The sequence below is a fragment of the Sphingomonas phyllosphaerae genome, assembly GCA_036946405.1.
Lineage (GTDB): Bacteria > Pseudomonadota > Alphaproteobacteria > Sphingomonadales > Sphingomonadaceae > Sphingomonas > Sphingomonas phyllosphaerae_D.
In genome coordinates this window covers 1348416-1374620 of sequence record JAQIJC010000001.1, presented here as the reverse complement: position 1 = coordinate 1374620, position 26205 = coordinate 1348416, and the positions used below count along the sequence as shown (strand labels likewise).

Sequence of the window (26205 nt, the reverse complement as noted above, 5' to 3'; positions counted from 1 at the left end):
GCGCCGCCTTGCCAAGCGTGCGACGGGTCCGCATCTGTGCCGCGTGGATAAGTACACAGAGACGAGCACGACCGGCCCCGACGGGGTCGAATGGCGGCAGACGCCGGGCCTCACCGATTATGCCGCGGCGCTGGCCGAGATGGAAGCGCGCGCAGCGGCAGTCGCGGCGGGCGAGGCACGCGAGCTGGTATGGCTGCTCGAACACCCGCCGGTCTATACCGCGGGCACCAGTGCCGATCCGGCCGAGCTGGTCGATCCACGCTTTCCGGTCGTCCCGGCCGGGCGCGGCGGTCGCTATACCTATCACGGCCCGGGACAGCGCGTCGGCTACCTGGTGCTCGATCTCAACAAGCGCGGACGCGATGTGCGATGCTTCGTCCATGCGGTCGAAGGCTGGGTGATCGCCACTCTGGGGCAGATCGGGATCACCGCATTTCGTGCGCCGGGCCGGATCGGCATCTGGACGCATGATCGCGGCGGACAGGAGGCGAAGATCGGCGCGATCGGTATCCGCGTTCGCCGCTGGGTGACGCTGCATGGCTTCTCGGTCAATCTATCACCCGATCTGCAACACTTTACCGGGATCATCCCGTGCGGCCTGGCCGAATATCCCGTGACCAGTGCGGCAGCGTTGGGGATGTCGTCGGACGCTGCAACCTTCGACGCCGCTCTGGCGTTCACCGCCGAGGCCTTTCTCGATAGCCTGATTTGTGCGGGTGAAAACGAGACTTGAGGGGCCGGTCATCTGTGATTAATGTCCAAGTCGATTTGGAAACAACAAAACGGCCGCAGGGTCGCCAAATCCACAGTCTAGGGAGCAATTTCATGCGTGCAGTCATCACCAAGTTCGTGGCCGGCTCGGCACTCGCGGCGGCCGCTCTCGCGGTTTCGGCGTGCGGTTCGAAGACCGAAGGCACCGAGAACACCATGGTCACCGACATGAATGCCACCGAGGGCATGGACACCATGACCGACAACATGACCGCCGTCGACGGCGCCATGAACGGCGGCATGATGGCCAATGACTCCATGATGAGCAACGACATGATGATGTCGAACATGGGCGGCATGTCGAACGCGATGTAATCTGCCGCATTGGCGATTGTATCCGAAAGGCCGTCCGGGCGACCGGGCGGCCTTGTCTTTTGCTGCAACGAACCGTTACGCGACGCCAACAAGTTCCCGTTTAACAAGCAGTTTGCGATGAACCGAATCCGGGTCGCGATAGTTTACGCTTGGGTCGCCCCCCATAATTATCGTAAAAGGCTCCCAACGGCATGGCCGTGTGCGAGGAGTGTTGGGGTAATGCAAAAGGTGGGGATCGCCGGTGCGGTCGCGGCACTGGCGGCGGGCTTGCTGGTCACGACGCCGGCATCGGCGCAATTCTATATGAAGAGCAAGGATCTGCGTGGCGAACGCGTGCGCGGTGACGAACCGGGCATCGGTCAGTTGCTGCCGGGCGCGACCGCGGACGAGCTGCGCGCGGCGATGGTGTGGAACATGCGCGCGGCGCTGAACGTCGCGGCGCTGCAATGCCAGTTCGAACCCTCGCTGCTGACCGTGCAGAACTACAATGCCATCCTCGCCGATCACAAGCAGGAACTGGCACAGTCCTACACGATGCTCACCAAATATTTCGAGCGAACCGCCAAGACGAAGAAGGAAGGCCAGAACGCGCTCGACCAGTTCGGCACGCGCACCTATTCGGGCTTTGCGACGGTCGCGGCACAATATGGCTTCTGCACCACCACGTCGAGCATCGGGCGCGAGGCGCTTTACGCATCGCGCGGGAGCTTCGGCGACATCGCGCTCGGCCGGATGCGCGAAGTCCGCAACAGCCTGACGCCGTGGGGCGAGCAGCAGTTTCCGCAGATGCTGGTATCGTTGACGCCCGCCTTCCTGCCGCGCTTCGACAAGGCTTGCTGGAAGAAGGACGAATTCGTCACCAAGAAGTGCGGACAGCCGTTCGGCGCCGTCACCTACGCCGCACGGTGACCTGACACCCGGTGCGGCGACGCCGCACCGGGTTGTGGGTGACCTAGCGCAAACCGAGCAGCTTGTGGGTCTGGAGCGACAGCCGCCAGCGCGGCCGCTCCATCACCACCGCCATCGCCGCGGCGACATTCGCTTCCCCCGCCGCGTCGTCGAGGGGTTGCAACAGGAAGTGCTTGAAGTCCCAGCCTTCGATCATGTCGATCGCGGTGCCCGGCTGCGGCCACACCAGCTTCAGTTCGTCGCCATGTCGCTGCACGGTCTCGCTGCCGGCCTTGGGGCTGATGCACACCCAGTCGATACCCGGATGCACCGCCAGCGTGCCATTGCTCTCGATGGCGATCTCGAAGCCGGCGACGTGCAGCGCGTCGACCAGCGCATCATCGACCTGCAGCATCGGCTCGCCGCCGGTCAGCACGACGAAGCGACGCTCCTCCCCCGCCCCCCAAAATCCCGCGACCGCCGCCACCAGCGCCTCCGCGTCGGCGAACTTGCCGCCGCCCAGCCCGTCGGTGCCGACGAAGTCGGTGTCGCAGAAGCGGCAGATCGCGGTCGCACGATCCTGCTCGCGCCCGCTCCACAGGTTGCACCCCGCGAAGCGCACGAACACCGCACGTCGCCCGGCCTGTACGCCCTCGCCCTGAAGCGTCAGGAACATCTCCTTGACGGCGTAGCTCATGCGGTGCGGCTCATGGCGCGGGCGGCGTGACCGCATAGACGGTCGGATCGGCGATACCGGCTTCCTCGAACCCCTTGTGGCGCAGCCGGCAGCTGTCGCACAGCCCGCAATGCCGCGCGCCCGGCGCGGGATCGTAGCACGACCAGCTCATTCCCATGTCGAGCCCGAGCCGCGCGCCCTCGCGGACGATATCGGCCTTGGTCATATGCTGGAGCGGGGCGCGAAAGCGGAACGGCGTTCCCTCGACCCCGCTCTTGGTCGCCAGCTCGGCAAGATGCTCGAAGGCGGCGATGAACTCCGGCCGGCAATCGGGATAGCCCGAGTAGTCGAGCGCGTTGACGCCGAGATAGATGTCACGCGCGCCCGCCGCTTCGGCCCAGCCGAGTGCGAGGCTGAGGAAGATCGTATTGCGTGCCGGAACATAGGTCACCGGGATCGCGTCGCCGACGCCGTCCTTGGGGACGTCGATCGCGCTGTCAGTCAGCGCCGAGCCGCCGAACGCGGACAGGTCGATCGGGAGCACGACATGCCGCACCGCGCCCAGCGCCAGCGCGATGCGGCGCGCGGCAGCGAGTTCGACCTGATGCCGCTGGTTGTAGTCGATCGACAGCGCGAACAACGGGTGCCCGGCCTCGCGCGCGAGCGCCGCGGACACCAGGGAGTCGAGCCCGCCCGAAACGAGCACGACCGCAGGAGTGGAATGGGTCATGATCCGCGCGAGCTAGGCGCACTCCCGCTCCAGTGCAACCACCGGCGCCGCAGGCACAGCTGCAAAAAAGAACGGGTCGCCCGTAGGGCGACCCGAAGGGTGCCCGTGCGACCGGGCGGGGGAGAGAGCATGCCGCCGAAACAGCATGGCATCCTTATGATCGATAAGGGTTAATGAAGAGTTAGGCGGGAGTACTTTTCGTGGCCTCCGGCCATCGCCCCGGACTTGATCCGGAGACCCCGCTTCTTCTTCGACCCGGCGCAAGAAGCGGGGTCCCGGATCAGGTCCGGGATGACGTCATGCCGCCAGATCCTCCGCGCGCAGCGGGAACACGGTCGAGCAGAAGGCGCAGTCGACCGCGATCAGCCCGCGCTCATCCGCCATCTCCAGCCTTTGTTCGAGCGGAAAGCGCTCCAGCACCGAGCGGATGTGCTCGATCGTGCAGCGACAACCGCGCGACACCGGCTGCGCTTCGAGGACGCGCACCTCGCTTTCCTCGTTGAACAGCCGCCACAACAGCGTCTCGAGCGGCAAGTGCGCGTCGACAAGCTCGTCGACCGCGATCGTTTGCCCGAGTGCTTCGACATGCTCCCATTCGGGATGGTCGAGCTTGGTGTGCAGCCGCTCGCGCCCCTCCTCGCCTTCGGGAAGGTGCTGGAGCAGCAACCCGCCGGCAACGCACTTGCCGTCAGCGTCCTTTTGCATCCCCACGCGCACCAGCGTCGGGATCTGCTCCGACTGATAGAAATAACTCTGCGCCGCCGCCGCCAGCGTGTCGCCATCGAGCGGCACGATCCCCTGATAGCGCTCGCCGGTGCTCGCCAGATCGAAGGTGATCGCGAGATAGCCGGGGCCGAACAGCGCGAACAAGGTCGGATCGGCCGGCGCGGCGGCGAGCTTGTCGGCATCATACTGGATGTAGCCGCGCACCTCTCCGCCACGCCAGTCGCAGACCAGCAGCGTGACGATGCCGTTCTCGGTCTGCGTCTGCATCGTCAGTTGACCCGCGGGGTCCTTGAGCGTCGCGCCGATCAACGCGGTCAGCGTCAGCGCCTCGGCGAGCAGCTTCTCGATCGCGGGCGGATAGGCGTGCGCGGACAGGATCGCATCCAGCGTCGGCCCAAGCCGCACCGCACGACCACGCGCATGGCGGTCGGGAATGGTGAAGCCCAGCGCGCGGTCGAGATCGGGTGTCGTGGTCTGATCGGTCATCGTCTCTTTCGCCACCGAACCGTCACCCCGGGCTTGCCCCGGGGTCCCGCTACCTCGTGGCGCAGGAAAAGCGGGACCCCGGGTCAAGCCCGGGGCAACGAATTATGTTCCGGTGAGCCACCTAGATGGTGGCACTCCCGCCCGCGATCAACCGATCTGCCCGAGGCACCAGCGCAGCACCGATTTCTGCGCGTGGAGCCGGTTCTCGGCCTCCTCCCAGATCAGCGATTGCGGGCCGTCGATCACCTCCGGCGTCACTTCCTCGCCGCGATGCGCGGGCAGGCAGTGAAGGAACTTCGCATCGGGCTTTGCCGTCGCCATCAGCGCAGCGTCGACCTGATAGGGCATCATCGCAGCCAGCTTGGTCTCGGCATGCGCCTGCCCCATCGAGATCCACGTATCGGTGACGACCACATCCGCGCCCGCTACCGCCTCGCGCGGGTCGGCGACGACGCGCGCCCGGCCGCCCGCGCGCGCGATCGACGCTTCCTCGGGCTGGAAGCCCTGCGGGCACGCCGCGACGACGTCGAAGTGCATCAGTCCTGCCGCCTCGACGATCGACGCCAAAACATTGTTGCCGTCGCCCAGCCACGCCACCTTCAGCCCGGGCAGCGACTTGCCGCTTTCGATGATCGTCAGCAGGTCGGCCATGATCTGGCACGGATGCGATTCGTCGGTCAGCCCGTTGATCACCGGGACGGAGGCGTGATGCGCCATCTCCTCGATCTTGGCGTGATCGTCGGTACGGATCATGATCGCATCGACGTAGTTCGACAGCACGCGCGCGGTGTCGGCGACCGTCTCGCCGCGGCCGAGCTGCATCTGCCCGGCCTCCATGACGATCGACTGACCGCCGAGCTGGCGCACCGCCATGTCGAACGACACGCGCGTGCGCGTCGAATTCTTCTCGAAGATCATCGCCAGCACATGGCCCGCGAGCGGCGCGTCGGCATCGACGCGCCCCTTGGTCCAGCCGGCGCGCGCCTGCTTGCGCGTCAGGGCATCGTCGAGCATCGCGGCGATCGCGTCCGGCCCGGCATCGGTCAGGTTCAGGAAATGGCGCATCGTCTCTCCCCCGCTCCGCCCCCCGCGTCGAAGGGGGCGGAGATCAGGCTATCAATCGTCGGCGACCGGCACGTAGACCCGTGCCGCTTCGCTCAGCTTCTCCACGCACTCGGCGATGTGACGTTCGTCGATCACCAGCGGCGGCAGGATGCGGACGACATTCTCGCCCGCCGCGACCAGCAACAGGCCGTGGTGGTCGCGGCAATGCGCGACGAAGCGGCGGCTGTCGCTCTTGAGCTTCAAGCCCTGCATCAGCCCGTGGCCGCGCACGGAGTCGAACAGCCCGTCGTGGTTGGGGATCAACTGCTCCAGCGACGAGCGCAACCGCTCGCCCATCTGCGCGACCTGGTCGAGGAAGCCGTCGGCGAGGATCACGTCGAGCACCGCCTCGCCCGCCGCCATCGCCAGCGGGTTGCCGCCATAGGTGGAGCCATGCGTACCGAACACCATCCCCTTCGCCGCCTCGGCGGTGGCGAGGCACGCGCCGAGCGGGAAGCCGCCGCCAATCCCCTTGGCTGCCGCCATGATGTCGGGGGTGATCCCGTACAGCTCGTGCGCGAAGAACTTGCCGGTGCGGCCGTAGCCCGCCTGCACTTCGTCGAGCACCAGCAACAGGCCGTGCTCGTCGCACGCCTTGCGCAGCCCCTGCAGGAACTCCTGCGATGCCGGGCGAATACCACCCTCGCCCTGGATCGGCTCCACCAGGAACCCGGCGGTGTTGCCGTCGATCAGCGCGAGCGCGCCCTCGAGATCGTTGAACTGCGCATATTTGAAGCCCGGCAACAGCGGCTCGAACCCGTCGCGCATCTTCGCCTGATTGGTCGCCGAGATCGTGCCCAGCGTCCGCCCGTGGAAGGCGGTGTCGAAGGTGATGAGATCGTGCCGCTCGGGGTTGCCGTTGGCGAAATGATAGCGGCGCGCGGTCTTGATCGCGCACTCGACCGCCTCGGCGCCCGAATTGGTGAAGAACACGGTGTCGGCGAAGGTATGGTCGACCAGCCGCTGCGCGAAATGCTCGCCCTGCGGGCTGCCGTACAGGTTACTGACGTGCATCAACGTCGCGGCCTGTTCCGCAATCGCCTTGGTCAGCGCCGGATGGCCATGGCCGAGCGCGTTGACCGCGATCCCGCTCGCAAAGTCGAGATACTGGCTGCCGTCCTCGCCGTAGAGGTACACGCCCTCTCCGCGCACCGGTCGCACGCCGCACCGCGGGTAGACGGGCATCAGCGGCGGGATGGATGCGTCAGGCGACACGGGGCCTTCTCCTCGAACGAAAGCGGGCGGCCCGACATGGACCGCCCTCGTCGCGCTTGTAGAGGCAAATATTCGCGCAAACAACACCGCGTCAGCGTTGCGACAGCCCCCTGCCCGCCGCCGCGACCGCCAGCGCGAACGCGAACGACGCCGCGCCCCACAAGGCATCGGTGCCGAGGGCATCATAAGCATAGGTGCCGCCCAGCGCACCGAGCACCAGCCCGCTCCACAGCAGCAGGTAGGGCACCCATCCCGCCGCCGGGGCGATGCCCAGCAGCGCGCCCGCCAGCGCCTGCCCGAGCCGCACCAGCGTGCCCGTGACATAGGTGATCGGGATGCTCATGCTGACCCCGCCGCCGCGCTGGAACACGACGTTCAACGCGCCCATCGCCGCCGCAAGCAGCACAGCACCCGGCCCCTCGACCATCAACAGCGCCGACCAGGCGAGCAGCGCGGTGCAGAACAGGATCATCCCCATCGGCGACCATTTGCCGAGCCGCTCGCCGAGGATCGCGGCGACCATCACCCCGGACAGGAAACCGAGGATCAGCGCCACGATCATCAGCGCCTGCGCGTTGCGATTGACCAGATCGATCCCGAGCAGCGTCGAATTGCCGCTCATGAACGACACGAACAGGCCGCCGATGCGCAGGAACCCCACCGCATCGACAAACCCCGCCAGCACCGCCAGCGCGATCGCGAGCGGCCAGTCGGCGCGCGGCCGCTCCGTTATCGGCATGACGGTTGATCCTTAGGCGTAACGCACCCGTCATTGCGAGCGTAGCGAAGCAATCCAGTGCCGGACCAGGACGCCCTGGATTGCTTCGCTACGCTCGCAATGACGAAGGTGCGTCCGGCAACGACTTCAGAAACAAGCGACGTCGCGAAGGTCATCGCATTCAGTCCCTCAAACTTGCGGTCACCCACCTCCTTCGTCGCCCCGGACTTGATCCGGGGCCCCGCTTCTTCTTGCCGCACGAGGGAAAAAGCGGGATCCCGGATCAAGTCCGGGATGATGAAAGAGCGGAGTTCGATCAGCCCCCGCAACGCAGCCCCCTCACGCGTCGATCGCCTCTTCATCGAGCCGCGCGGCATTTTCCTGAATGAACGCGAAGCGGTGCGCCGGATTGGTGCCCATCAGCCGGTCGACCAGATCCTTGACCCCTGCGCGTTCCTCATATTCGTGCGGCAGCGTGATGCGGATCATGCTGCGCTTCGCCGGGTCCATCGTCGTCTCGCGCAGCTGCTGCGGGTTCATCTCGCCCAGCCCCTTGAAGCGCGCGACCTCGACCTTCTTGCCCTTGAACGCGGTCCGCTCCAGCTCGGCACGGTGCGCGTCGTCGCGCGCATACAGGCTCTTTGTCCCCGCGGTCAGGCGATACAGCGGCGGCTGCGCCAGATAGAGATGCCCCTGCCGCACCAGATCGGGCATTTCCTGAAAGAAGAACGTCATCAGCAAGGTCGCGATATGCGCGCCGTCGACATCGGCGTCGGTCATGATGACGACGCGTTCGTAGCGGAGTTGCTCGGGTCGGCAATCCTTACGCGTGCCGCAGCCGAGTGCCTGGATAAGATCGGCGATCTCCTGATTGGCGAGGATCTTGGCGCTGGTCGCGGAGGCGACGTTGAGGATCTTGCCGCGGATCGGCAGGATCGCCTGCGTCTTGCGGTCGCGCGCCTGCTTCGCCGAGCCGCCCGCCGAATCGCCCTCGACGATGAACAGCTCCGTGCCGTCCGAGGCATCGGCGGCGCAATCGGTCAGCTTGCCGGGCAGCCGCAGCTTGCGCGCCGAGGTCGCGGTCTTGCGCTTGACGTCGCGCTCGGCCTTGCGCCGCAGCCGCTCGTCCATCCGCTCCAGCACATAGCCGAGCAGCGCTTTGCCGCGGTCCATATTGTGCCCGAGCCAATGGTCGAAATGGTCGCGCATCGCTTTCTCGACCAGCCCCGCCGCTTCCGGCGAGGTCAGCCGGTCCTTGGTCTGCGACTGGAATTGCGGGTCGCGGACGAACACCGACAGCATCAGCTCGCTGCCGACCATCACGTCGTCGGCGGTCAGCTCCTTGGCGCGCTTGTTGCCGACCAGATCGCCGAACTGGCGCAGCCCGCGCACCAGCGCCTGCCGAAGCCCTTGTTCGTGCGTCCCGCCATCGGGGGTCGGGATCGTGTTGCAATACCAACTATAGCTGCCCTCGCTCCACAATGGCCACGCCACCGCCCATTCGACCTTGCCCTGGCTGTCGGCGAAATTTTGCTGTCCCGCGAAAAAGTCGGCGGTCGCGCATTCGCGGCCCGCGATCTGTTCCTTCAGGTGATCGGACAGCCCACCGGGAAACTGGAATACCGCCTCGGCCGGCGTTTCATCGGTGATCAGCGACGCGGCGCATTTCCAGCGGATCTCGACCCCGGCGAACAGATACGCCTTCGACCGTGCCAGCTTGTAGAGCCGTGCCGGCTTGAAGTGCAGCTCCGGCCCGAAGATCTCAGTGTCGGGAACGAAGCTGACCGTCGTCCCGCGCCGGTTGGGCGCCGCGCCGACCGTCTCCAGCGGCCCCAGCGTCTGCCCGCGCGAGAAGCGCTGGCGATACAGCTGCCGGTCGCGCGCGACCTCGACCACCGTCTCGCTCGACAGCGCGTTGACCACCGACACGCCGACGCCGTGCAACCCGCCCGAGGTCGCATAGGCTTTCCCCGCGAACTTGCCGCCCGAGTGGAGCGTCGACAGGATCACCTCCAGCGCCGACTTGTCCGGAAACTTCGGGTGCGGGTCGACCGGGATGCCGCGGCCGTTATCGTGAATCGTCAGGCGGTTGCCCGGCTCCAGCGTGATCTCGATCCGCGTCGCATGGCCCGCGACCGCCTCGTCCATCGCATTGTCGAGCACCTCGGCGGCGAGATGGTGGAGCGCTCGCTCATCGGTGCCGCCGACATACATGCCCGGCCGGCGGCGGACCGGTTCCAGCCCCTCCAGCACCTCGATCGACGACGCGTCGTAACTGGCGGGAGCAGCGGTGGCGGACGCGAAGAGATCGGACATAGGGGGTATATACGGAACAGACGCCGTCTGCGCCACCGCGCGGCGACCAGCAACCGTTCGTCACGCAACCTATCTTTACACCCTGCCGTTGCCCGGACGTGTTTTCAGGGAGTTGATGGATGAAGGCGTATCTTCTCGCGGCGGTCGCCGCGCTGGTTTCGGTGCCCGCAGTCGCGCAGGACGGCACTAGCGGCGACCCGGCAGTGACCAGCGGATTCTCGGGCATCTATGTCGGCGCGTCGGGTGGCTATGACGTCCAGCCCAACGACGGTGGCTCAACGATCCTCTTCGACCGCAACCTCGACGGCCGGTTCGGGGACACCGTGCTCACCGGCACCGGCGCCAACGCCTTCGGCCCCGGTTTCTGCGGCGGCCGCGCTGGGGCGGCGACCGGCCCGCAGAACGGCGGCCCGGGCTGCCGCAACGACAAGGACGGCTGGTCGTACAACGCCCGCGTCGGCTTCGATCACCAGTCGGGCCCGATCGTCTACGGGGTGGTCGGCGAGTTCGGGAAGACGCACATCAACGATAGCGTCACCGGCTTCTCCTCGACGCCGGCCAATTACGTGATGACGCGCGAGATCGGCTGGGAAGCCGCGATACGCGCCCGCGCCGGCTTCACGCCGAACGACTCGACGCTGTTCTACGGGACGTTCGGCCCGTCATACGCGCGGATCGACCGCGATTTCTCGTCGAGCCAGAGCACCAACAGCTTCGAGCAGCGCGGCAAGCGCAACCAGTTCGGCTTCCAGGGCGGCGGCGGCATCGAGCAGCGCATCGGCGACCATTTCTCGGTCGGCATGGAATATGTCTACCACCAGTATCAGGACAACGACTTCCGCGTCCGCGCCGCCGGGCCGGCCGGCACGCCGTTCACCAACGCCACCAACGGCGGCACGGTGAGCGGGACCGACTTCCGACGCTCGGACGACAAGTTCAACTGGCACAGCCTGCGCGCGACCGCGGCGTTCCGGTTTTAAGGCGCCGGGTGGCCTGCGCCATACTGGCGCAGGACTCACCCAAGCCCGGCCAGCGTAGCGCCAGCTACGTCTGACGACGCGGCTTTGCCGCGGCGCGGCGCCGGGTGGCCCCGGCCAGCATAGCTGGTCCGGGGACTCACCCAAGCCCGGCCAGCGGGGCAACGCCCCGACTGACGACGCGGCTTTGCCGCGGCGGCCAATTAGAAAGACCTACCCTACACACGTACCCCGGCGAAGGCCGGGGCCCAGTCGGTGGACGCTCGTAACTGGCGCTGCGCGTCGTTACCGCGGCCTTCCCAACTGGGCCCCGGCCTCCGCCGGGGTACGCACATAAGAGAGCGACTGATAGAAGCCCCCGCCGCGGGCAAAGCCCGCGTCGTCGGACGCGGCTGTAGCCGCGCCGGCCGCGCCGATCGCCGGTTGCGCGCTCCAGCCTTGCTGGAGCTTGCGCGATCGGCGATCAGCGCATCCGCGGCCCGCCGAACGGCAACGGCGGCGCACGCCGGTCACGCCGCGGCAGCTGCGCCTGATACGCATGGCCGCAATGCGTCACGCAATACGGGAAGCCCGGATTCACCTTCTCACCGCAAAAGTGGAAGTCCGGCTCGCCGGGGTGCCCCAGCGGCCACTTGCAGATCTTGTCGTTGAGATCGAGCAGCGACGTCTTGTCGGCATATTCCGGCGCGGTGCGCGCGGGCACCAGTCGGCGCGGCGGCGCGGGGGCGATCGGCGGCTGCTGCTCGCCGGGCGCCTGACGGACGAACCCACCCGGTCCGACCGAGCGCAGCACCGGCTGCGGCGCACGCTCCGGCGCGGGCGCGGCCTGCGTCGCCTCCCCGGCGGCGAAGGGCGCGTCGTCCTCATCCTCATCATCTGCCTCGACCACCGGCGCGGGCGGCGGCGGCGCGACCGGCGCGGCGGCGGCCGGCTTGGGACGCGGTTCCGGCTTCGGCTCGGGAGGCGGCGGCGGTGCGGCGGCGACGACCGGTGCCGGCGCGGCGGCAGCGCTGGCCTTTTCGGCGGCGGCGCGCGCCTCTTCCTTGCTCACCACCGGCGACGGGCGCGATTGCAAACCGAGGCGATGTGCCTTGCCGATCACCGCGTTGCGGCTGACGCCGCCCAGCGCTTCGGCGATCTGGCTGGCGGTCTGGCCGCCTTCCCACATCGTCTTGAGCGTATCGATGCGCTCCTCGGTCCAGGACATGATCGTCTTCCTCGTTCGCGTTCCGGTTGCGGGCAGCGGCGGCAGCGGGTACCCGCGTTCGCGATGAGCAGCCAGCCCCCTCTCGGACAAATTCCATCAGGCGTCAGAAACGCCCCCGGCGTCCCGGTCATCCGGAACGTCAACTGGGGCGGCCTGAAGACCCTCTATGTGAAGGAGGTGCGCCGTTTCTTCAAGGTGCAGCTCCAGACGATCTGGGCACCCGCGATCACGACGTTGATGTTCCTCGTGATCTTCACCGTCGCCAACGGCGCGCGCAGCCCGGTGCGCGTCGGCGGCACCGACGTGGCGTTCGCGGACTTCATTGCCCCCGGCCTGATCGTGATGGGGATGCTCAACAACGCCTTCGCCAACGCCAGCTTCTCGCTGCTGGTCGGCAAGATCCAGGGCACGATCGTCGACTATCTCCAGCCGCCGCTGTCGACTGCGGAGCTGCTCGCCGCGCTGACCGGCGGCGCGGTGACGCGCGCCTTCTGCGTCGGCGCGACCGTGTGGCTGGCGATGGCGCTATGGCCCGGCGTCCACGTCACGCCGCAGCATCCGTGGGCGGTGCTGTGGTTCGGGCTGCTCGGCGCGGTGTTCCTGAGCCTCGCCGGGGTGCTGACCTCGATCTGGGCGGAGAAGTTCGACCATGCCGCCGCGGTCACCAATTTCGTGATCGCGCCGCTGACCCTGCTCAGCGGCACCTTCTATTCGGTCGACCACCTCGCGCCCGCCTTCCGCGCCTTCAGCCATGTGAACCCGTTTTTCTACGTGATCTCCGGCTTTCGCTATGGCTTCCTCGGCACCGCCGATTCGCCGGTCGCGACCGGCAGCGTCGTCATTCTCGCGATCGACGTGGCGCTGGGGCTGCTCTGCTACACGCTGCTGCGCCGCGGCTGGAAGCTCAAGAGCTGAGCACGCCCCTCCCCGCCGCACAGCTGCCCGCCGCCGAGCCGCGCAGCACGCCGACCGTCCCGCGGCTGGCGTGGATCGCGCTGGCGATCGCCGGACTGATCGCCGCCGCCTTGCTCGCCTATGAGATCGGCGATGGCGCGCCGCTGGCGTGGGACCGCGCGATCATCCTCGCGCTGCGCACCCCCGGAGACACCGCGCAACCGCTCGGGCCCGCGTGGCTCCACGCCGCGATGGTCGACATCACCGCGCTGGGCAGCGGGACGATCCTCACCTGCGTGGTGGTCGCGGTCACGGGCCTGTTGCTGGTTCAGCGACTGTGGCTGACCGCCGCGCTGGTGCTGGCCGCGACGCTGGGCGGGTCGATCATCGCCGGACAGGCCAAATACTGGGTCGGCCGCCCGCGCCCCGAGCTGGTCGACCATCTGGTGCAGGTGACCGGGCTCAGCTTTCCGAGCGGCCATGCCACCAACAGCGCGATCATCTATCTGACGCTCGCCGGACTGGTCGCGCAGATCACGCCGCATCGTGTGGTGCGGCGCTACGTGTTGCTGTTGGCGGTGGTGCTGGTCGGCGCGATCGGGGTGAGCCGGGTGTACCTCGGTGTCCACTGGCCGTCCGACGTGCTGGCGGGCTGGAGCGCGGGCACCGGCTGGGCGGCGCTCTGGTGGTGGATCGCCGCCACGATGCGCGGGCGGATGGCGTCCGGTCCGTCATTGCGAGCGTAGCGAAGCAATCCAGGGCCGGATCGGGACGCCCTGGATTGCCGCGCTTCGCTCGCAATGACGATCAGCCTTGCCGCTCGGCGAGCTTGCGCTCCCACGCCAGCGCATCGCGGACGATCCCGTCGAGATCGTCGCGTTTCGGCGTCCAGTCGATCGTCTTGAGGATCGCGCTGTTGTCCGCGACCAGCTCGCCCGGGTCGCCCGGCCGCCGTCCCTGCAGCTTGCGCTCGATCGTCAGGTTGGTGACCCGGTCCACGGCATCCAGCACCTCGAGCACCGAGAAACCGCGCCCGTAACCGCAATTGAGCACATGGCTGTCGCCCGGCTGGTCGATCAGCAGCTTGAGCGCCGCGACATGCGCCTCGGCCAGATCGCTGACGTGGATGTAATCGCGCACGCCGGTGCCGTCGCGCGTCTCGAAATCGGTGCCGAACACGCCGACGCTGTCGCGCTTGCCGGTCGCGGCCTCGACCGCGATCTTGATGAGGTGCGTCGCGCCGACCGTCGACTGGCCGCTGCGCCCCTCGGGGTCGGCACCCGCGACGTTGAAATAGCGCAGGCAGCAATGGTTGATCGGATGCGCCGCCGACACGTCGCGCAGCATGAACTCGGTCATCAGCTTCGACATGCCGTACGGGTTGATCGGCGCCTTCGGATCGTTCTCCGAAATCGGCACCCGCTCGGGGGTGCCATAGGTCGCGGCGGTCGAGGAGAAGATGAAGTGCGGCACACCCTCAGCCACCGCGCTCTCGATCAGCGTGCGCGTCGCGGCGGTGTTGTTGCGGTAATATTTGAGCGGGTCGCTGACCGATTCGGGCACCACCACCGAACCGGCAAAGTGCATGATCGCCTTGACGTCATGTTCGCGGATCACGTCGCGCACGCCGGGATCCTCGACCGCGATCTGCACGAAGGCCGCGCGTCCGTCGACCGCCCAGTCGAACCCGGTGACGAGATTGTCGATCACCACGACCTCATAGCCGGCATCGAGCAGCGCCAGCACCGCGTGGCTGCCGATATAGCCCGCGCCACCCGTCACCATCACCTTGCCGTTCAACGCCGTCATGTCAGTCTCCCGATAAGTTGCCGCCGCGTAGCGACTTCCTACATGGGACGCAAAGGAGACGAGTTTCATGACGGAATATGCGACGCTGGCCGGCGGCTGCTTCTGGTGCACCGAGGCCGTGTTCAAGGACGTGATCGGGGTCGAAAGCGTCGAGAGCGGCTATATCGGCGGCCACGTCCCCGATCCGACCTACAAGCAGGTCTGCGGCGGCGACACCGGCCATGCCGAGGCGATCCGCGTCGGGTTTGATCCGGAACAGGTCAGTTATGCCGATCTGCTCGACATCTTCTTCGCGACGCACGATCCCACGCAGCTCAATCGGCAGGGCAACGACGTCGGCACGCAATATCGCTCGGCGATCTTCCCAGAGACGGTGATGCAGGAAGAGCAGGCCAATCAGGCGATCGCGCGCGCGCAGGAAACTGCGTCGGGCAAGATCGTCACCACGATCGAGCCGTTCTCGGATTGGTACACCGCCGAAGGCTATCATCAGGACTATTGGGACGGCGAGGGCCAGCGCAATCCTTATTGCCTCGCGGTGATCCCGCCCAAGTTGCAGAAGCTGCGGAAGAGTTTCGCGGCGCGCAGCAAGGCGGTGACCGCCTGATCCGATCGCCCCTGCCCGCTGGGGCGTCCGGGCGATCGTTGCGCGCTTGCATCGAAATCGCGGCTGCCGGGTTTGAGCGTGCATGACCGATCTCGTGCCGCCACCGCCTTCGCTGTTGACCGACGCAAGCCTGTTCCTCGATTTCGACGGGACGCTGGTCGAGATCGCCGAGACCCCGGACGGCGTAACGGTCGCCGACCAGCTGGCGACGTTGCTCGAACGGCTGGGGACCTGCCTGCCCGGCGGGGTCGCGATCGTCAGCGGGCGGCCGGTGCAGGAGATCAGCGCGCTGATCGCGCCCGCCGCGCTGCCGATCGCGGGCAGCCACGGGCTGGAGGTCGCCGCGCCGGACGGCAGCATCACCGCACCCGACCGCTCCGCCGCGCTCGACGCCGCGCTGGCCGAGGCGCAGGCGTTTGCGGCCGATCATCCGGGCACGCTGATCGAGGACAAGCCATTCGGCGTCGGCCTGCACTTCCGTGGCGCGCCCGCGGCGGGCGCGGCGATGACCGCGCTCGCCGAGCAGCTCGCCACCGTCCACGACCTGCACCTTCAACACGGCAAGATGGTCGTCGAGCTGCGGATGGCCGGGCGCGACAAGGGCGCGGCGGTGGAGCTGTTGATGCGGGAACCGTTACGGCAGCGCACGGTTCCTGTGTTCGTGGGGGATGACGTGACCGACGAGGCCGGCTTCGCCGCGGCCGCCGCACTGGGCGGCGCGGGCGTGCTGGTCGGCCCGGCGCGCGACACCGCCGCCACCTATAGGGTCGAGGGCGTCGCCGACGTGCTCGCTTGGCTCGACGCCGCGTGCAGGGAGAAGACATGACGACGCTGGATCTGTGGCCGATCGGCAATTGCCAGGTAAGTGCGCTGGTCGATCGCGAGGGACGGTTCGTCTGGGGCTGCGTGCCGCGCGTCGACGGCGATCCGCTCTTCTCCGCGCTGCTAGGCGGCGAACAGCCGCAGAGCGGCTATTGGGGGATCTGCCTCGAAGACAGCGTGTCGATCGAGCAGGAATATATCCGCAACACCCCGATCCTCGTCACCACCCACCGCGATTCGCATGGCGGCGCGATCGAGGTGATCGATTTCTGCCCACGCTTCGCGCGTGAAGGGCGCACCTATCGCCCGGTGGCGTTCGCGCGGATCGTGCGACCGGTCGCAGGCAGCCCGCGCGTCCGCGTCGCGCTGCGCCCGACCTGCGGCTGGGGCGGCGGCTGTCGCGAGCAGATCGGCGGATCGAATCACCTGCGGCTGTTGATGGACACGATCGCGCTGCGGCTGACCACCACCGCGCCGATCGCGATGGTCCAGGGCGAGCACGCGTTCCGCGTCGAGCGGCCGTTGCACTTCTTCCTCGGGCCGGACGAAAGCTTCCAGGGCGATCTCGCCAGCACCGTCGACCTGATGCTGTACCGTACGACGCAGGAATGGCAGGGCTGGGTGCGCGGGCTGGCAGTGCCGCTGGAATGGCAGGAAGTGGTGATCCGCTGCGCGATCACGCTGAAGCTGTGCCAGCATGAGGAAACCGGCGCGATCGTCGCCGCGCTGACCACCTCGGTCCCCGAACATGCCGGGTCGCAGCGCAACTGGGACTATCGCTACTGCTGGATCCGCGACGCTTATTACACGGTGCAGGCGCTCAACCGGCTCGGCGCGCTCGACGTGCTGGAGGGCTATCTCGGCTATCTCCGCAACATCGTCGACGGCGCGCGCGGCGGGCATATCCAGCCGCTGTACGGCGTGCTCGGCGAGGCGCAGCTGCCCGAGCGGATCGAGGAGTCGCTGAGCGGCTATCGCGGGATGGGCCCGGTGCGCGTCGGCAATCAGGCCGCCGAGCAGATCCAGCACGATGCTTATGGCCAGATCGTGCTATGCTCGGTCCACGCCTTCTTCGACCACCGGCTGTTCCGCCAGAGCGGGGTCGAGGATTTCGAGGCGCTAGAGCGGGTCGGCGAGCGCGCCTGGGCCTATTACGACCAGCCCGACGCCGGGCTATGGGAGCTGCGCACGCGGCAGAGCGTCCATACCTATTCCAGCGCGATGTGCTGGGCGGCGTGCGACCGCCTCGCCAACGCCGCCGAGCGGCTCAAGCTGCCCGAGCGCGAGGCCTTGTGGTCGGAGCGCGCGCAGGTGATTCGCGAGCGGATCGAGAGCGCGGCGTGGCGCGAGGATACGCGGCGGATGTCGGCGACCTTCGCGGGCGACGATCTCGACGCCAGCGTGTTGCAATTGCTCGACCTGCGCTTCCTCGAGGCGGACGATTCGCGCTTCCTCGACACGCTGGTGGCGATCGAAAAGGGGCTGCGGCGCGGCTCGACGATGCTGCGCTACGACACCGAGGACGATTTCGGACTGCCCGAAACCGCGTTCAACGTCTGCACCTTCTGGCTGATCGAGGCGTTGTTCCTGACCGGACGCAGCGACGAAGCGCGCGTGCTGTTCGAGGAAATGCTGTCGCGCTGCACCGCCGCCGGGCTGCTGTCGGAGGACATCGACCCGCAAAGCGGTGAATTGTGGGGAAATTATCCGCAGACCTATTCGTTGGTCGGGATGATCAATTGCGCCGCCATGCTCAGTAAACCATGGAGTAGTATTCGTTGAATCGCCTGATCGTCATCTCCAACCGCGTCACCGCGCCCAAGGGCTCGACCGCCGGCGCACAGGGAGGACTGGCGGTTGCGCTCGCCGCCGCGCTGCGCGATCGCGGCGGCATGTGGTTCGGCTGGTCGGGGGAGCAGACCGACCAGTTCAACGGCCATATCAATTTCCAGCGCAACCACGGCGTCACCACCGCGACGGTCGATCTCGAAGAGCAGGACGTCCAGGAATATTACGACGGCTACGCCAACCGGACCTTGTGGCCGCTTTTCCATTATCGCATCGATCTGGCCGAATATGAGCGCGATTTCGCGGGCGGCTACAAGCGTACCAACCAGCGCTTCGCCGACACCGTGCGTCCGCTGATCGAGCCGGACGACGTGATCTGGATCCAGGACTATCACATGTTCCCGCTCGGCGCGGAGTTGCGCGCGCGCGGTTGCGGCAACCGGATCGGCTTCTTCCTCCACATCCCGTGGCCGCCGCGCCGGCTGCTGGGCACGCTGCCCAATGCGCGCGAGCTGGTCGAATCGCTGTTCGCGTATGACCTGATCGGTTTCCACACCGAGGAATGGCTCGAATCGTTCTGCGACTTCGCGCGGCACGACATGGGCGCGACGATCGAGAACAATATCGCGACGCTCGGCGACCGGCAGGTCGAGCTGATCGCCTGCCCGATCGGGATCGACGCGGTCGAGTTCGCCGAAATGTCGAAGAGCGTGCCGGCGCGGCTTGCCTATCGCCGGATGCGCGACAGCGCCGACGGGCGCGACATGATCGTGGGTGTCGATCGGCTCGATTATTCCAAGGGGCTGGAGGAGCGCTTCCTCGGCTACGAACGCTTCCTGATCGAGCATCCCGAAGAGCGCAAGGAAGTGTTCCTGCTCCAGATCGCGCCGCCCAGCCGCGTGTCGGTCGAGAGTTACCAACGCATCCGCCAGTCGCTCGAAGGGCTGTCGGGGCGAATCAACGGCGCCTATGCCGATGTCGACTGGGTGCCGATCCGCTACGTCAACCAAGGCTATCCGCGCGACCATCTCGCCGGCATTTATCGCGCCGCCAAGATCGGGCTGGTGACGCCGCTGCGTGACGGGATGAACCTCGTCGCCAAGGAATATGTCGCGGCGCAGGACCCGGAAGATCCCGGCGTGCTGGTGCTGTCGCGCTTCGCCGGAGCCGCGGAGCAGATGGGCGACGCGCTGCTGGTCAATCCGTACAGCGCCGAGGAAGTGTCCGATGCGATCTACCAGGCGCTGCGGATGTCGCGCGACGAACGCGTGCACCGTTGGGAGAAGTTGATGGCCGGGGTGCAGGAACATGACGTGACGTGGTGGGCGAAGACCTTCCTGACCGCGCTGGAGAAGAGCAGAATACCCGCGGATGTCGCGGGTTGACGTAAAATAAATCGGCGGCACGGTTGATGTTCGGGTTGCTGCCGCCGCATCTTCGTCGCACGGGCTGCTAATCGAGAATCATAGTGGTACGTGCGTGAGCGGTGCGGTTTATGCGTTGATCGTGAATGCCTGTGTCGCGATGCTGTTCGCGGCCACGTTCGCGGTCCTGCGCGCCTCCTATCCGCGGCATCGTGCGATCGGATGGTTCTGTGCCACCTATGCGATCGGCTTGCTCTCGCCGCTGAGCGAATTGGGGGTGCGGTTCGCGGCGACGCCGACGCTGTTCAACGCCACTGGCTATGTGGCGCTGGTTCTCTCCATGCTCTGCTTCACCTTTGGCGTAGCGCGGCTGGGCGGATATCGGCCGCCACGCGCGGCGGCGGCGATCGCGATCGTCGCGCTGATCGGACGGGTGATGCTCGACGATGGCGCGCGCAATACGATCGGCTACGGCTTCGTCTATCAGTTTCCGTTCTATTCGCTGCTGTTGCTGTGCACGACGATGGCGATCCGTGCGGTGCGGCAACGACGCGATCCGTGGTGGGCGGCGCTGGGCGTCGTCTTTGCGATCACCGCCAGTCACTTCGTCATCAAGCCGTTCTTCGCTGCCGTCTTCGGTTCGGGGAAGACGATGCGCGACTATGCGGCGAGCAACTACGCCTTGTTCTCGCAGGCGTTGGGCGGGTTGCTGACGATCGCCAGCGCGCTGGCGGTGCTGTTGATGATCGTGCGCGCGGTGCTGCGCTCGACACGCGCCGAATCCGAGACCGATATGTTGACCAGCGTCGCCAACCGTCGCGGGTTCGAGCGGCGCGCGAACGCCCTGATTGCGGCGTCGCGCCGCGACGGGCGCGAGCTGGCGGCGATCATGCTCGATCTCGATCACTTCAAACAGATCAACGACCGGTTCGGTCATGCGACCGGCGACGCGGTGTTGCAGGCGGTCGGTCAGGTGCTGATCGATACCACGCCGCGCGACGCACTGGTGGCGCGGCTGGGCGGCGAGGAATTCGTCGCGCTGCTGGGCTGCGCCGATCTGTGGGATGCGGCGCGGGTCGCGAACGACATCCGGATCGCGGTGACGCGTCTCGGCACCGGGCTGCCGCAGGTGACGGTGAGCGGCGGGATCGCCAAGCTGCGCCCGCACGATACGCTGGTGACGTTGCTCGATCGCGCCGACCGCGAGGCCTATGAAGCCAAGCAGGCCGGGCGCGACCGCATCTATCCGGCGTTCTCCAGCGCGACATAGGCGCGGCGGCGCAGCAACGCGCCGGGCTGTTCGGCGCGGATGTGCGCCAGCAACGCCTCGCGCACGTCGCAGCGCAGGTCGAACGCGGTCGAGGCGTCCTTGGCGGTCATCAGCCCGCGCAGCTCGACCGAGCCGTCGGGCTTCACGTCGGTGACCTGCAGGTTCCAGAAGCGCCCATCCCAGCGCGGGTTGGCGGTGACGATCTCGCCGAGCTTCGCGCGCAGCGCCTCGACATCGGTGGCGGCGTCGACATACCAGAAGACGCTGCCCAGCAACGCGCTCGACTGGCGGGTCCAGTTCTGGAAGCTCTGTTCGAGGAACTTGGAGACCGGGACGACCAGCCGCCGCTCGTCCCAGATCTTTACGACGACATAGGTCAGCCGGATCTCCTCGATGCGGCCCCATTCGTTGTCGATGATGACGACGTCGTCGATGCGGATCGGCTCGGTGAAGATCATCTGGAACCCGGCGATCAGGTTCTTGAGCGCGGGCTGCGCCGCGGCGCCGACCGCGAGGCCGGCGAGGCCGGCGGAGGCCGCGAGCGTCACGCCGAGGCTGCGGACGCTAGGGATCGTCATCAGCATCGTGCAGATCGTCACCAGCATGATGACCGACACGAAGATCCGCTGGAAGATGCCGAGCCGGGTGCGGCGGCGGCGCGCGCGCAGGTTGTCCGCGACGCTGATGTCGGCATGGCGGATCATCACGTCGGTGACGGTCCCGACCGCGACGATCGCGCACCAGCCCATCAGGCCGGGGACCAGCAAGGCGGCGATCCGCCCCCATAACGTCGCCTGACCGCGCGTCAGGTCGAGCGCCGGCTGCACCGCCGCCAGCGCGATCGCGAGCATCAGCCAGCGCAGCAGCTTGCGGATCCGCGCGACGAACAAGGCGCTGGCGCTGTCCGGGCGCGCGGCGGTGGCGCGGCGCGCGACCCAGATGACGACGCGGTGCAGCACCAGCGCGAGCACAAGCGCCGCCGCCACGTAGAAGATATCGGACAGCCAGCCGGGCAGATCGTGCAGCCAGCCGCGCGCGGTCCTGATCCAGTCCGCCATCGCCCCTCTCAATTCATCGGTGGTCGGGGGCGTAACGAGGTGGCGGGCGCGGGTGTTCCGACGCTGTCCATCCGTTCGCCCTGAGGAGCCGTTGAGCCTGTCGAAACGGCGTCTCGAAGGGGGGCGCTTCGAGACGAGGCTTCGCCGGGCTCAGCCTCTCCTCAGCACGAACGGTAAGCGGGCAGATTATTCCGGCAAGCGATAGTCGGCGAATTGCCGGCGCAGCAGCTTCTTGTCGATCTTGCCGGTCGCGCCGAGCGGGATCGCATCGACCACCAGCACATCGTCGGGCATCCACCAGCGCGCGATCTTGCCGTCGAGATACGCGAGCAGGTCCGCCTTGTCGGGCACCTGCCCCGGCACGGGCTGGACCAGCAGGATCGGGCGCTCGTCCCATTTCGGATGCTTGACCCCGATCACCGCCGCGATCGCCACCGCCGGGTGGCCGCTGGCGATGTTCTCGATCTCGATCGAGCTGATCCACTCGCCGCCCGACTTGACGATGTCCTTGGCGCGGTCGGTGATGTGCATGTAGCCGGCCGGGTCGATCGTCGCGACGTCGCCGGTGTCGAAGAAGCCGTCGGCGTCGAGCACGGGCGTGTCGTCGCGGAAATAGCCGCTGGTGATCGTCGCCCCGCGGATCAGCAAGCGCCCGGCAGTCTGGCCGTCGTGCGGCAGCGGCGCGCCCGCGTCGTCGACCAGCCGGAAGTCGAGCCCGACCTGCAAGCGCCCCTGCATCGCCTTGCGCCGCACCTGTTCGTCATAGGGCTGCGCCAGCACCTCGGCGGTGGGGGAGGAAAGCGTGGCGAGCGGCGACGTCTCGGTCATCCCCCAGCCCTGCACGACCTCGACGCCGTAATCGTCCTGAAAGGCGCGGATCAGCGCCTGTGGCGGCGCGGCACCGCCGATCACGACGCGGTGCAGCGTCGAGAAGCCGCGCCCGGTGCCGCGCAGATAGTGCAGCAGCCCCTGCCAGACGGTCGGCACCGCGGCGGAGAAGGTCACGCCTTCCTGCTCGATCAGCTCGTAGAGCGACTCCCCGTCCATCCGCGCGCCGGGCAGCACCAGCTTCGCGCCCGCGGCGGGGGCGGCATAGACGACCCCCCAGGCGTTGGCGTGGTACATCGGCACGACCAGCAGCACCGTGTCGCGCTGCGTCAGCGCCAGCGCATCGGCCTGCAACGCCATCATCGTGTGCAGGGTATTGGAACGATGCGAATAGAGCACGCCCTTGGGATCGCCTGTCGTGCCCGAAGTATAGCAGAGCCCGCACGCCAGCCGTTCGTCGAACCCGCCCCAGGCCGCGCTGCCAGAATGCGGCGCGATCCAGTCGTCGAACGCGACCGCGGGATAGTCGGTCGCGGGAAGCGCGGCGCGATCGCACAGGAACACGACCTGTTCGATCGACGGCACGTCGCGCACCAGCCGCGCGGCGAGCGCGGCGCAGGCCGGGTCGGCGAGCAGCAGCCGGTCGCCGGCATGCGCCGCGATCCATGCGATCTGTTCCGGGAACAGCCGCGGGTTGAGCGTGTGGAGCACCGCGCCGACGTTGGTGGTGCCATACCACGCCGCCATGTGGCGCGCGCCGTTCCAGCCGAGCGTCGCGACCCGGTCGCCACGCGCGATGCCGGCGGCGAGCAGCGCGTCGGACACCTGCTTTGCCATATGGCGAAGCCGGCGATAGTCGGTGCGGGTGATGCTGCCGTCCGCTTCGCGCGAGACGATCTCGCGCTCGCCGTGCCAGGTCGCGCCATGATCCAGGAAGCGATCGACGGTGAGCGGCGTCTCCTGCATCAATCCGAACAATTCCGGCATCCGCACTCCTCGTTGATACGCCTACGAAAAAGGCGGCGCCCGGTTGCCGGGTCGCCGCCTCATTGCTGCCAGAAGGCCGCTCGCTTGTCGCGTATCGATTGATGTCGATTACTGGACGCCGTGCATCCACTTCCTGATGACCGGCGACAGCGCGATCAGCAGCAGCCCGATTGCGGTGGCGGCGAGGCCGATCGTCCAGAACACGCCGTTATAGGTGTCGAGACTGACCTTGAGGTTGGTGACCTGTCCGCCGACCGTCTCGACGCTGGCGACCTGCGCGACGATCCCGGCGACATATTGCGCCACCGACACCGACAGGAACCACACGCCCATCATCAGCCCGACGACGCGCGCGATCGACAATTTGGTGATCATCGACAGCCCGACCGGCGAGATGCACAATTCCGCGACCGAGTGGATCAGGTACAGCCCGGCGAGCCACCAGATCGCGACCTTGAAGTCCGCGCCCGCGAAGCGTCCGCCGAAGACGAGGAACAGGAAGCCGAACCCGACCAGCATCAGCGCGATGCCGAACTTGACCGGGATCGACGGCTCGCGCCCCGCCGCCGCCAGCTTCGTCCACATCGCCGCCATGATCGGCGCGAAGACGACGATGAAGAAGGCGTTGAAGAACTGCGTCTGCCCTGCCGACAGCGAAAACAGCCCGAACACCGACAGGTCGGTGTTGCGATCGGCGTAGAGCGTCAGGCTTGACCCGGCCTGCTCGAACAGCGTCCAGAACACGACGTTGAAGACGATCAGCACCATCGCCGCCAGCATCATCTGGAACTCGGCGCGCGAGCCATTGCTGAACGACCAGATCAGGATGCCGGGCACCGCGATCAGGAAGGTGCCGAACAGCAATTTGCCCATCAGCGGCAGCGCGATGATGTAGCCGATCATGCCAGCGCCCGCGACCGGTTCGGGCGCGTTCATCAAATTGGTGAACAGCAGGTAGAAGATCGGCACGCCGATCAAGGCGGCGGCATAGATGCCGAGCGCCCGATCACGCTGGCCGGGCTGGACCGGCGATTCGCCGTAGCCGTTGAGCCGCCCGCCATCGAACTGGATCAGCGACCACGACGCCAGCATCCCGATCGCCGCCAGCCCGAAGCCGGCCCACCAGCCGACTATCGTCGCGAGCAACGGGCACAGCAATTGCGAGAGCGTCGAACCGATGTTGATCCCCATGTAGAAGATCGTGAACCCGGTATCGCGACGGCGATCGCCGACCGGATACAGCTCGCCGACCATCGTCGAGATGTTCGGCTTGAAGAAGCCGTTGCCGACCGACACGAGACACAGCGCAAGCAGCATCACCGTCACGTAGAACGGGCTGCGCTCGCCATCCGACTGGAATGCACCCTTGGCGATCACGCGCTCGGGCTGGCCATCGGTGCCGAGCAACGCGACGCTGCCGTCGTCATTGCCCTTGATCGCCAGCCGCTTGGCGCCATCGAGCACGTAGCGGGTCTCGACGCCCTCGGCGTTTTTCTCGATCGCGACCTCGTAGCGCTGGCCATCGACGGTCGCGAACGGCTTCGCGGTCTCGCCGCCGAAGCAGAGCGTGAAATAGCCGATCGCCATCAACACCGCGCCGAACTTCACCGCGCGCTTCGAGCCCAGATACTGGTCGGCGAGATAGCCGCCGATCAGCGGGGTGAGGTACACCAGCGCGGTATAGCCGCCGTACAGCCCGGTCGCCTGCCGGTCGCCGAACAGGAAATGCTGCGTCAAATACAGCGTGAGCAGCGCACGCATACCGTAGAAGCCGAACCGCTCCCACATCTCGGTCGTGAACAGCCGCGCGAGCTGGCGGGGGTGGCCGAACCATGTCGCTTCCTCGGCCGGATTGACGTGGCTGATGTCCGGCTCGCGCGGGCTGTCCGCGGTTGGGGTGTCCACCATGAGGGGCAAGCTCTCCAGAATTCGGGTCATCGCCCGCGGCCACGCGCGGGGGAACAAGGTTGCGCCCGAGACTAACGGTTAAGCCGGCGCTGTAAATATCCTGTCACATCGCCTATCCACCCTCGTGTGATGTTCAACGACCTTTCCTCGCCGCTTTCGCTGTTGTCCACGCGCCGTTCGGGCAAGCCGCGCGACCTGATCGCGCCGGGGCCGGACCATGCGCAACTGGTTGAAATGATCCGCATCGCCGGGCGGACTCCCGATCATGGCAAGCTGGCGCCGTGGCGGTTCGTGATCGTCGGCGACGACCGCCGCGACGCGCTTGCCGCGCTGCTGGTGGAGGCCTATCGCGCCGAGCGTCCCGCGGCGGGACGCGCCGAGATCGAGGCGATGGAGCAATTCGCGCGACAGGCGCCGGCGCTGGTCGTCGCCTTGTCGAGCCCGCGAACGGAAAGTCATATTCCGTTGTGGGAGCAGGAATTGTCGGCTGGGGCGGCGTGCATGAACCTGCTCCATGCGGTCCATGCTTCCGGGTTTGCGGGCGGATGGCTGACCGGCTGGCCGGCGTTCTCGGATCGGGTGCGCGATGCGTTCGGGCAAGCGCCGGAGCGGATCGCCGGGTTCATGTTCATCGGCACGCCCGGCCGCCCGCTCGACGAGCGTCCGCGCCCGGACGAGGCGCGCTTGTGGAGCGATTGGCAGGGCTGAGCGCGCGCCTCGACAGCCAGGGACCTGTGCTGT

Annotated in this window: 24 protein-coding genes; 12 read left to right on the top strand and 12 right to left on the bottom strand. The window is 67.2% G+C overall.

What is annotated here, in order from left to right:
* Nucleotides 1-43 precede the first annotated feature (43 nt).
* The 3 genes from lipB (at nucleotide 44) to PGN12_06560 (ending at nucleotide 1995) form a co-directional block, all read left to right on the top strand.
* Nucleotides 44-733, top strand: a complete 690-nt coding sequence (gene lipB / locus PGN12_06570; protein ID MEH3103553.1) for a lipoyl(octanoyl) transferase LipB — start codon at nucleotides 44-46, stop codon at nucleotides 731-733.
* Between the two features lie 92 nt (nucleotides 734-825).
* Nucleotides 826-1086 carry a hypothetical protein gene (locus tag PGN12_06565; GenBank protein MEH3103552.1) on the top strand — a complete coding sequence of 87 codons (261 nt, stop codon included), beginning with the start codon at nucleotides 826-828 and terminating at the stop codon, nucleotides 1084-1086.
* A 219-nt stretch (nucleotides 1087-1305) separates the two neighbouring features.
* On the top strand, nucleotides 1306-1995 hold the full coding sequence (locus PGN12_06560; protein MEH3103551.1) for a hypothetical protein: 690 nt from the start codon (nucleotides 1306-1308) through the stop codon (nucleotides 1993-1995).
* A 43-nt stretch (nucleotides 1996-2038) separates the two neighbouring features.
* On the opposite strand, the gene queE is transcribed toward PGN12_06560, so the two are convergent.
* The 7 genes from queE to parE all read right to left on the bottom strand — a co-directional run bounded on the left by queE (nucleotide 2039) and on the right by parE (nucleotide 9945).
* Nucleotides 2039-2671 carry a 7-carboxy-7-deazaguanine synthase gene (queE, locus tag PGN12_06555; GenBank protein MEH3103550.1) on the bottom strand — a complete coding sequence of 211 codons (633 nt, stop codon included), beginning with the start codon at nucleotides 2669-2671 and terminating at the stop codon, nucleotides 2039-2041.
* A gap of 10 nt (nucleotides 2672-2681) precedes the next feature.
* The gene (gene queC, locus PGN12_06550; protein MEH3103549.1) at nucleotides 2682-3380 is read right to left on the bottom strand and encodes a 7-cyano-7-deazaguanine synthase QueC; all 699 of its coding nucleotides are present in this window, start codon (nucleotides 3378-3380) and stop codon (nucleotides 2682-2684) included.
* Between the two features lie 297 nt (nucleotides 3381-3677).
* Nucleotides 3678-4592 (bottom strand): Hsp33 family molecular chaperone HslO, encoded by a 915-nt coding sequence (locus PGN12_06545; protein MEH3103548.1) that lies wholly within the window; start codon nucleotides 4590-4592, stop codon nucleotides 3678-3680.
* Nucleotides 4593-4739: 147 nt separating this feature from the next.
* Nucleotides 4740-5657, bottom strand: a complete 918-nt coding sequence (gene argF / locus PGN12_06540; GenBank protein ID MEH3103547.1) for an ornithine carbamoyltransferase — start codon at nucleotides 5655-5657, stop codon at nucleotides 4740-4742.
* Nucleotides 5658-5708: 51 nt separating this feature from the next.
* Nucleotides 5709-6911, bottom strand: coding sequence for an aspartate aminotransferase family protein (locus PGN12_06535; protein MEH3103546.1), 1203 nt, complete (start codon nucleotides 6909-6911; stop codon nucleotides 5709-5711).
* A gap of 91 nt (nucleotides 6912-7002) precedes the next feature.
* Nucleotides 7003-7650 (bottom strand): YoaK family protein, encoded by a 648-nt coding sequence (locus PGN12_06530; GenBank protein ID MEH3103545.1) that lies wholly within the window; start codon nucleotides 7648-7650, stop codon nucleotides 7003-7005.
* A 318-nt stretch (nucleotides 7651-7968) separates the two neighbouring features.
* Entirely contained in the window at nucleotides 7969-9945 is a 1977-nt protein-coding gene (gene parE, locus PGN12_06525; protein ID MEH3103544.1) for a DNA topoisomerase IV subunit B, read from the bottom strand.
* 119 nt (nucleotides 9946-10064) lie between these two features.
* Between parE and PGN12_06520 the strand changes: the two genes are divergently transcribed.
* On the top strand, nucleotides 10065-10925 hold the full coding sequence (locus PGN12_06520) for an outer membrane beta-barrel protein (protein ID MEH3103543.1): 861 nt from the start codon (nucleotides 10065-10067) through the stop codon (nucleotides 10923-10925).
* Nucleotides 10926-11385: 460 nt separating this feature from the next.
* Here the strand turns inward: PGN12_06520 and PGN12_06515 are convergent, their stop codons facing one another.
* Nucleotides 11386-12129, bottom strand: coding sequence for a GcrA cell cycle regulator (locus tag PGN12_06515; GenBank protein ID MEH3103542.1), 744 nt, complete (start codon nucleotides 12127-12129; stop codon nucleotides 11386-11388).
* 63 nt (nucleotides 12130-12192) lie between these two features.
* Here PGN12_06515 and PGN12_06510 point away from each other — a divergent pair, with 63 nt between their 5' ends.
* Together PGN12_06510 and PGN12_06505 are read left to right on the top strand one after the other, a co-directional pair.
* Nucleotides 12193-13044, top strand: coding sequence for an ABC transporter permease (locus PGN12_06510; GenBank protein MEH3103541.1), 852 nt, complete (start codon nucleotides 12193-12195; stop codon nucleotides 13042-13044).
* Nucleotides 13045-13154: 110 nt separating this feature from the next.
* Nucleotides 13155-13769: a phosphatase PAP2 family protein gene (locus tag PGN12_06505; GenBank protein MEH3103540.1), complete on the top strand. Its 615-nt coding sequence runs from the start codon at nucleotides 13155-13157 to the stop codon at nucleotides 13767-13769.
* Between the two features lie 61 nt (nucleotides 13770-13830).
* On the opposite strand, the gene galE is transcribed toward PGN12_06505, so the two are convergent.
* Nucleotides 13831-14832, bottom strand: a complete 1002-nt coding sequence (gene galE, locus PGN12_06500) for a UDP-glucose 4-epimerase GalE (protein MEH3103539.1) — start codon at nucleotides 14830-14832, stop codon at nucleotides 13831-13833.
* 67 nt (nucleotides 14833-14899) lie between these two features.
* On the opposite strand from galE, the gene msrA reads away from it, so the two are divergent.
* The 5 genes from msrA to PGN12_06475 all read left to right on the top strand — a co-directional run bounded on the left by msrA (nucleotide 14900) and on the right by PGN12_06475 (nucleotide 20683).
* Nucleotides 14900-15439, top strand: a complete 540-nt coding sequence (gene msrA / locus PGN12_06495; protein ID MEH3103538.1) for a peptide-methionine (S)-S-oxide reductase MsrA — start codon at nucleotides 14900-14902, stop codon at nucleotides 15437-15439.
* Between the two features lie 82 nt (nucleotides 15440-15521).
* A complete protein-coding gene (otsB, locus tag PGN12_06490; GenBank protein ID MEH3103537.1) occupies nucleotides 15522-16265 on the top strand; it encodes a trehalose-phosphatase in 744 nt (247 codons plus the stop codon).
* Nucleotides 16262-18043: a glycoside hydrolase family 15 protein gene (locus PGN12_06485; protein MEH3103536.1), complete on the top strand. Its 1782-nt coding sequence runs from the start codon at nucleotides 16262-16264 to the stop codon at nucleotides 18041-18043. The genes otsB and PGN12_06485 overlap by 4 nt, the downstream gene beginning before the upstream one ends.
* On the top strand, nucleotides 18040-19434 hold the full coding sequence (locus tag PGN12_06480) for a trehalose-6-phosphate synthase (protein MEH3103535.1): 1395 nt from the start codon (nucleotides 18040-18042) through the stop codon (nucleotides 19432-19434). The genes PGN12_06485 and PGN12_06480 overlap by 4 nt, the downstream gene beginning before the upstream one ends.
* Before the next feature lie 94 nt (nucleotides 19435-19528).
* On the top strand, nucleotides 19529-20683 hold the full coding sequence (locus PGN12_06475; protein ID MEH3103534.1) for a GGDEF domain-containing protein: 1155 nt from the start codon (nucleotides 19529-19531) through the stop codon (nucleotides 20681-20683).
* Here the strand turns inward: PGN12_06475 and PGN12_06470 are convergent.
* From PGN12_06470 to PGN12_06460, 3 genes are all read right to left on the bottom strand, one after another.
* Nucleotides 20656-21741: a mechanosensitive ion channel gene (locus PGN12_06470; GenBank protein ID MEH3103533.1), complete on the bottom strand. Its 1086-nt coding sequence runs from the start codon at nucleotides 21739-21741 to the stop codon at nucleotides 20656-20658. The genes PGN12_06475 and PGN12_06470 overlap by 28 nt on opposite strands.
* 186 nt (nucleotides 21742-21927) lie before the next feature.
* Nucleotides 21928-23556: a long-chain-fatty-acid--CoA ligase gene (locus PGN12_06465; GenBank protein ID MEH3103532.1), complete on the bottom strand. Its 1629-nt coding sequence runs from the start codon at nucleotides 23554-23556 to the stop codon at nucleotides 21928-21930.
* Between the two features lie 108 nt (nucleotides 23557-23664).
* Nucleotides 23665-25464 (bottom strand): oligopeptide:H+ symporter, encoded by a 1800-nt coding sequence (locus PGN12_06460; protein MEH3103531.1) that lies wholly within the window; start codon nucleotides 25462-25464, stop codon nucleotides 23665-23667.
* 129 nt (nucleotides 25465-25593) lie between these two features.
* On the opposite strand from PGN12_06460, the gene PGN12_06455 reads away from it, so the two are divergent.
* Nucleotides 25594-26172, top strand: a complete 579-nt coding sequence (locus PGN12_06455; protein MEH3103530.1) for a nitroreductase — start codon at nucleotides 25594-25596, stop codon at nucleotides 26170-26172.
* The last annotated feature ends 33 nt before the right edge of the window (nucleotides 26173-26205 follow it).

Excerpts from the sequence above, each read along its gene's own strand:
- PGN12_06545 (MEH3103548.1), bottom strand. The coding sequence starts at position 4,592 with ATGACCGATCAGACCACGACACCCGATCTCGACCGCGCGCTGGGCTTC.
- PGN12_06530 (MEH3103545.1), bottom strand. The coding sequence starts at position 7,650 with ATGCCGATAACGGAGCGGCCGCGCGCCGACTGGCCGCTCGCGATCGCG.
- PGN12_06460 (MEH3103531.1), bottom strand. The coding sequence starts at position 25,464 with ATGGTGGACACCCCAACCGCGGACAGCCCGCGCGAGCCGGACATCAGC.
- PGN12_06565 (MEH3103552.1), top strand. The coding sequence starts at position 826 with ATGCGTGCAGTCATCACCAAGTTCGTGGCCGGCTCGGCACTCGCGGCG.
- galE (MEH3103539.1), bottom strand. The coding sequence starts at position 14,832 with ATGACGGCGTTGAACGGCAAGGTGATGGTGACGGGTGGCGCGGGCTAT.
- PGN12_06485 (MEH3103536.1), top strand. The coding sequence starts at position 16,262 with ATGACGACGCTGGATCTGTGGCCGATCGGCAATTGCCAGGTAAGTGCG.
- parE (MEH3103544.1), bottom strand. The coding sequence starts at position 9,945 with ATGTCCGATCTCTTCGCGTCCGCCACCGCTGCTCCCGCCAGTTACGAC.
- otsB (MEH3103537.1), top strand. The coding sequence starts at position 15,522 with ATGACCGATCTCGTGCCGCCACCGCCTTCGCTGTTGACCGACGCAAGC.
- PGN12_06520 (MEH3103543.1), top strand. The coding sequence starts at position 10,065 with ATGAAGGCGTATCTTCTCGCGGCGGTCGCCGCGCTGGTTTCGGTGCCC.
- msrA (MEH3103538.1), top strand. The coding sequence starts at position 14,900 with ATGACGGAATATGCGACGCTGGCCGGCGGCTGCTTCTGGTGCACCGAG.
- PGN12_06515 (MEH3103542.1), bottom strand. The coding sequence starts at position 12,129 with ATGTCCTGGACCGAGGAGCGCATCGATACGCTCAAGACGATGTGGGAA.
- PGN12_06560 (MEH3103551.1), top strand. The coding sequence starts at position 1,306 with ATGCAAAAGGTGGGGATCGCCGGTGCGGTCGCGGCACTGGCGGCGGGC.
- PGN12_06470 (MEH3103533.1), bottom strand. The coding sequence starts at position 21,741 with ATGGCGGACTGGATCAGGACCGCGCGCGGCTGGCTGCACGATCTGCCC.
- queE (MEH3103550.1), bottom strand. The coding sequence starts at position 2,671 with ATGAGCTACGCCGTCAAGGAGATGTTCCTGACGCTTCAGGGCGAGGGC.
- queC (MEH3103549.1), bottom strand. The coding sequence starts at position 3,380 with ATGACCCATTCCACTCCTGCGGTCGTGCTCGTTTCGGGCGGGCTCGAC.
- PGN12_06510 (MEH3103541.1), top strand. The coding sequence starts at position 12,193 with ATGAGCAGCCAGCCCCCTCTCGGACAAATTCCATCAGGCGTCAGAAAC.
- PGN12_06455 (MEH3103530.1), top strand. The coding sequence starts at position 25,594 with ATGTTCAACGACCTTTCCTCGCCGCTTTCGCTGTTGTCCACGCGCCGT.
- argF (MEH3103547.1), bottom strand. The coding sequence starts at position 5,657 with ATGCGCCATTTCCTGAACCTGACCGATGCCGGGCCGGACGCGATCGCC.
- PGN12_06465 (MEH3103532.1), bottom strand. The coding sequence starts at position 23,556 with ATGCCGGAATTGTTCGGATTGATGCAGGAGACGCCGCTCACCGTCGAT.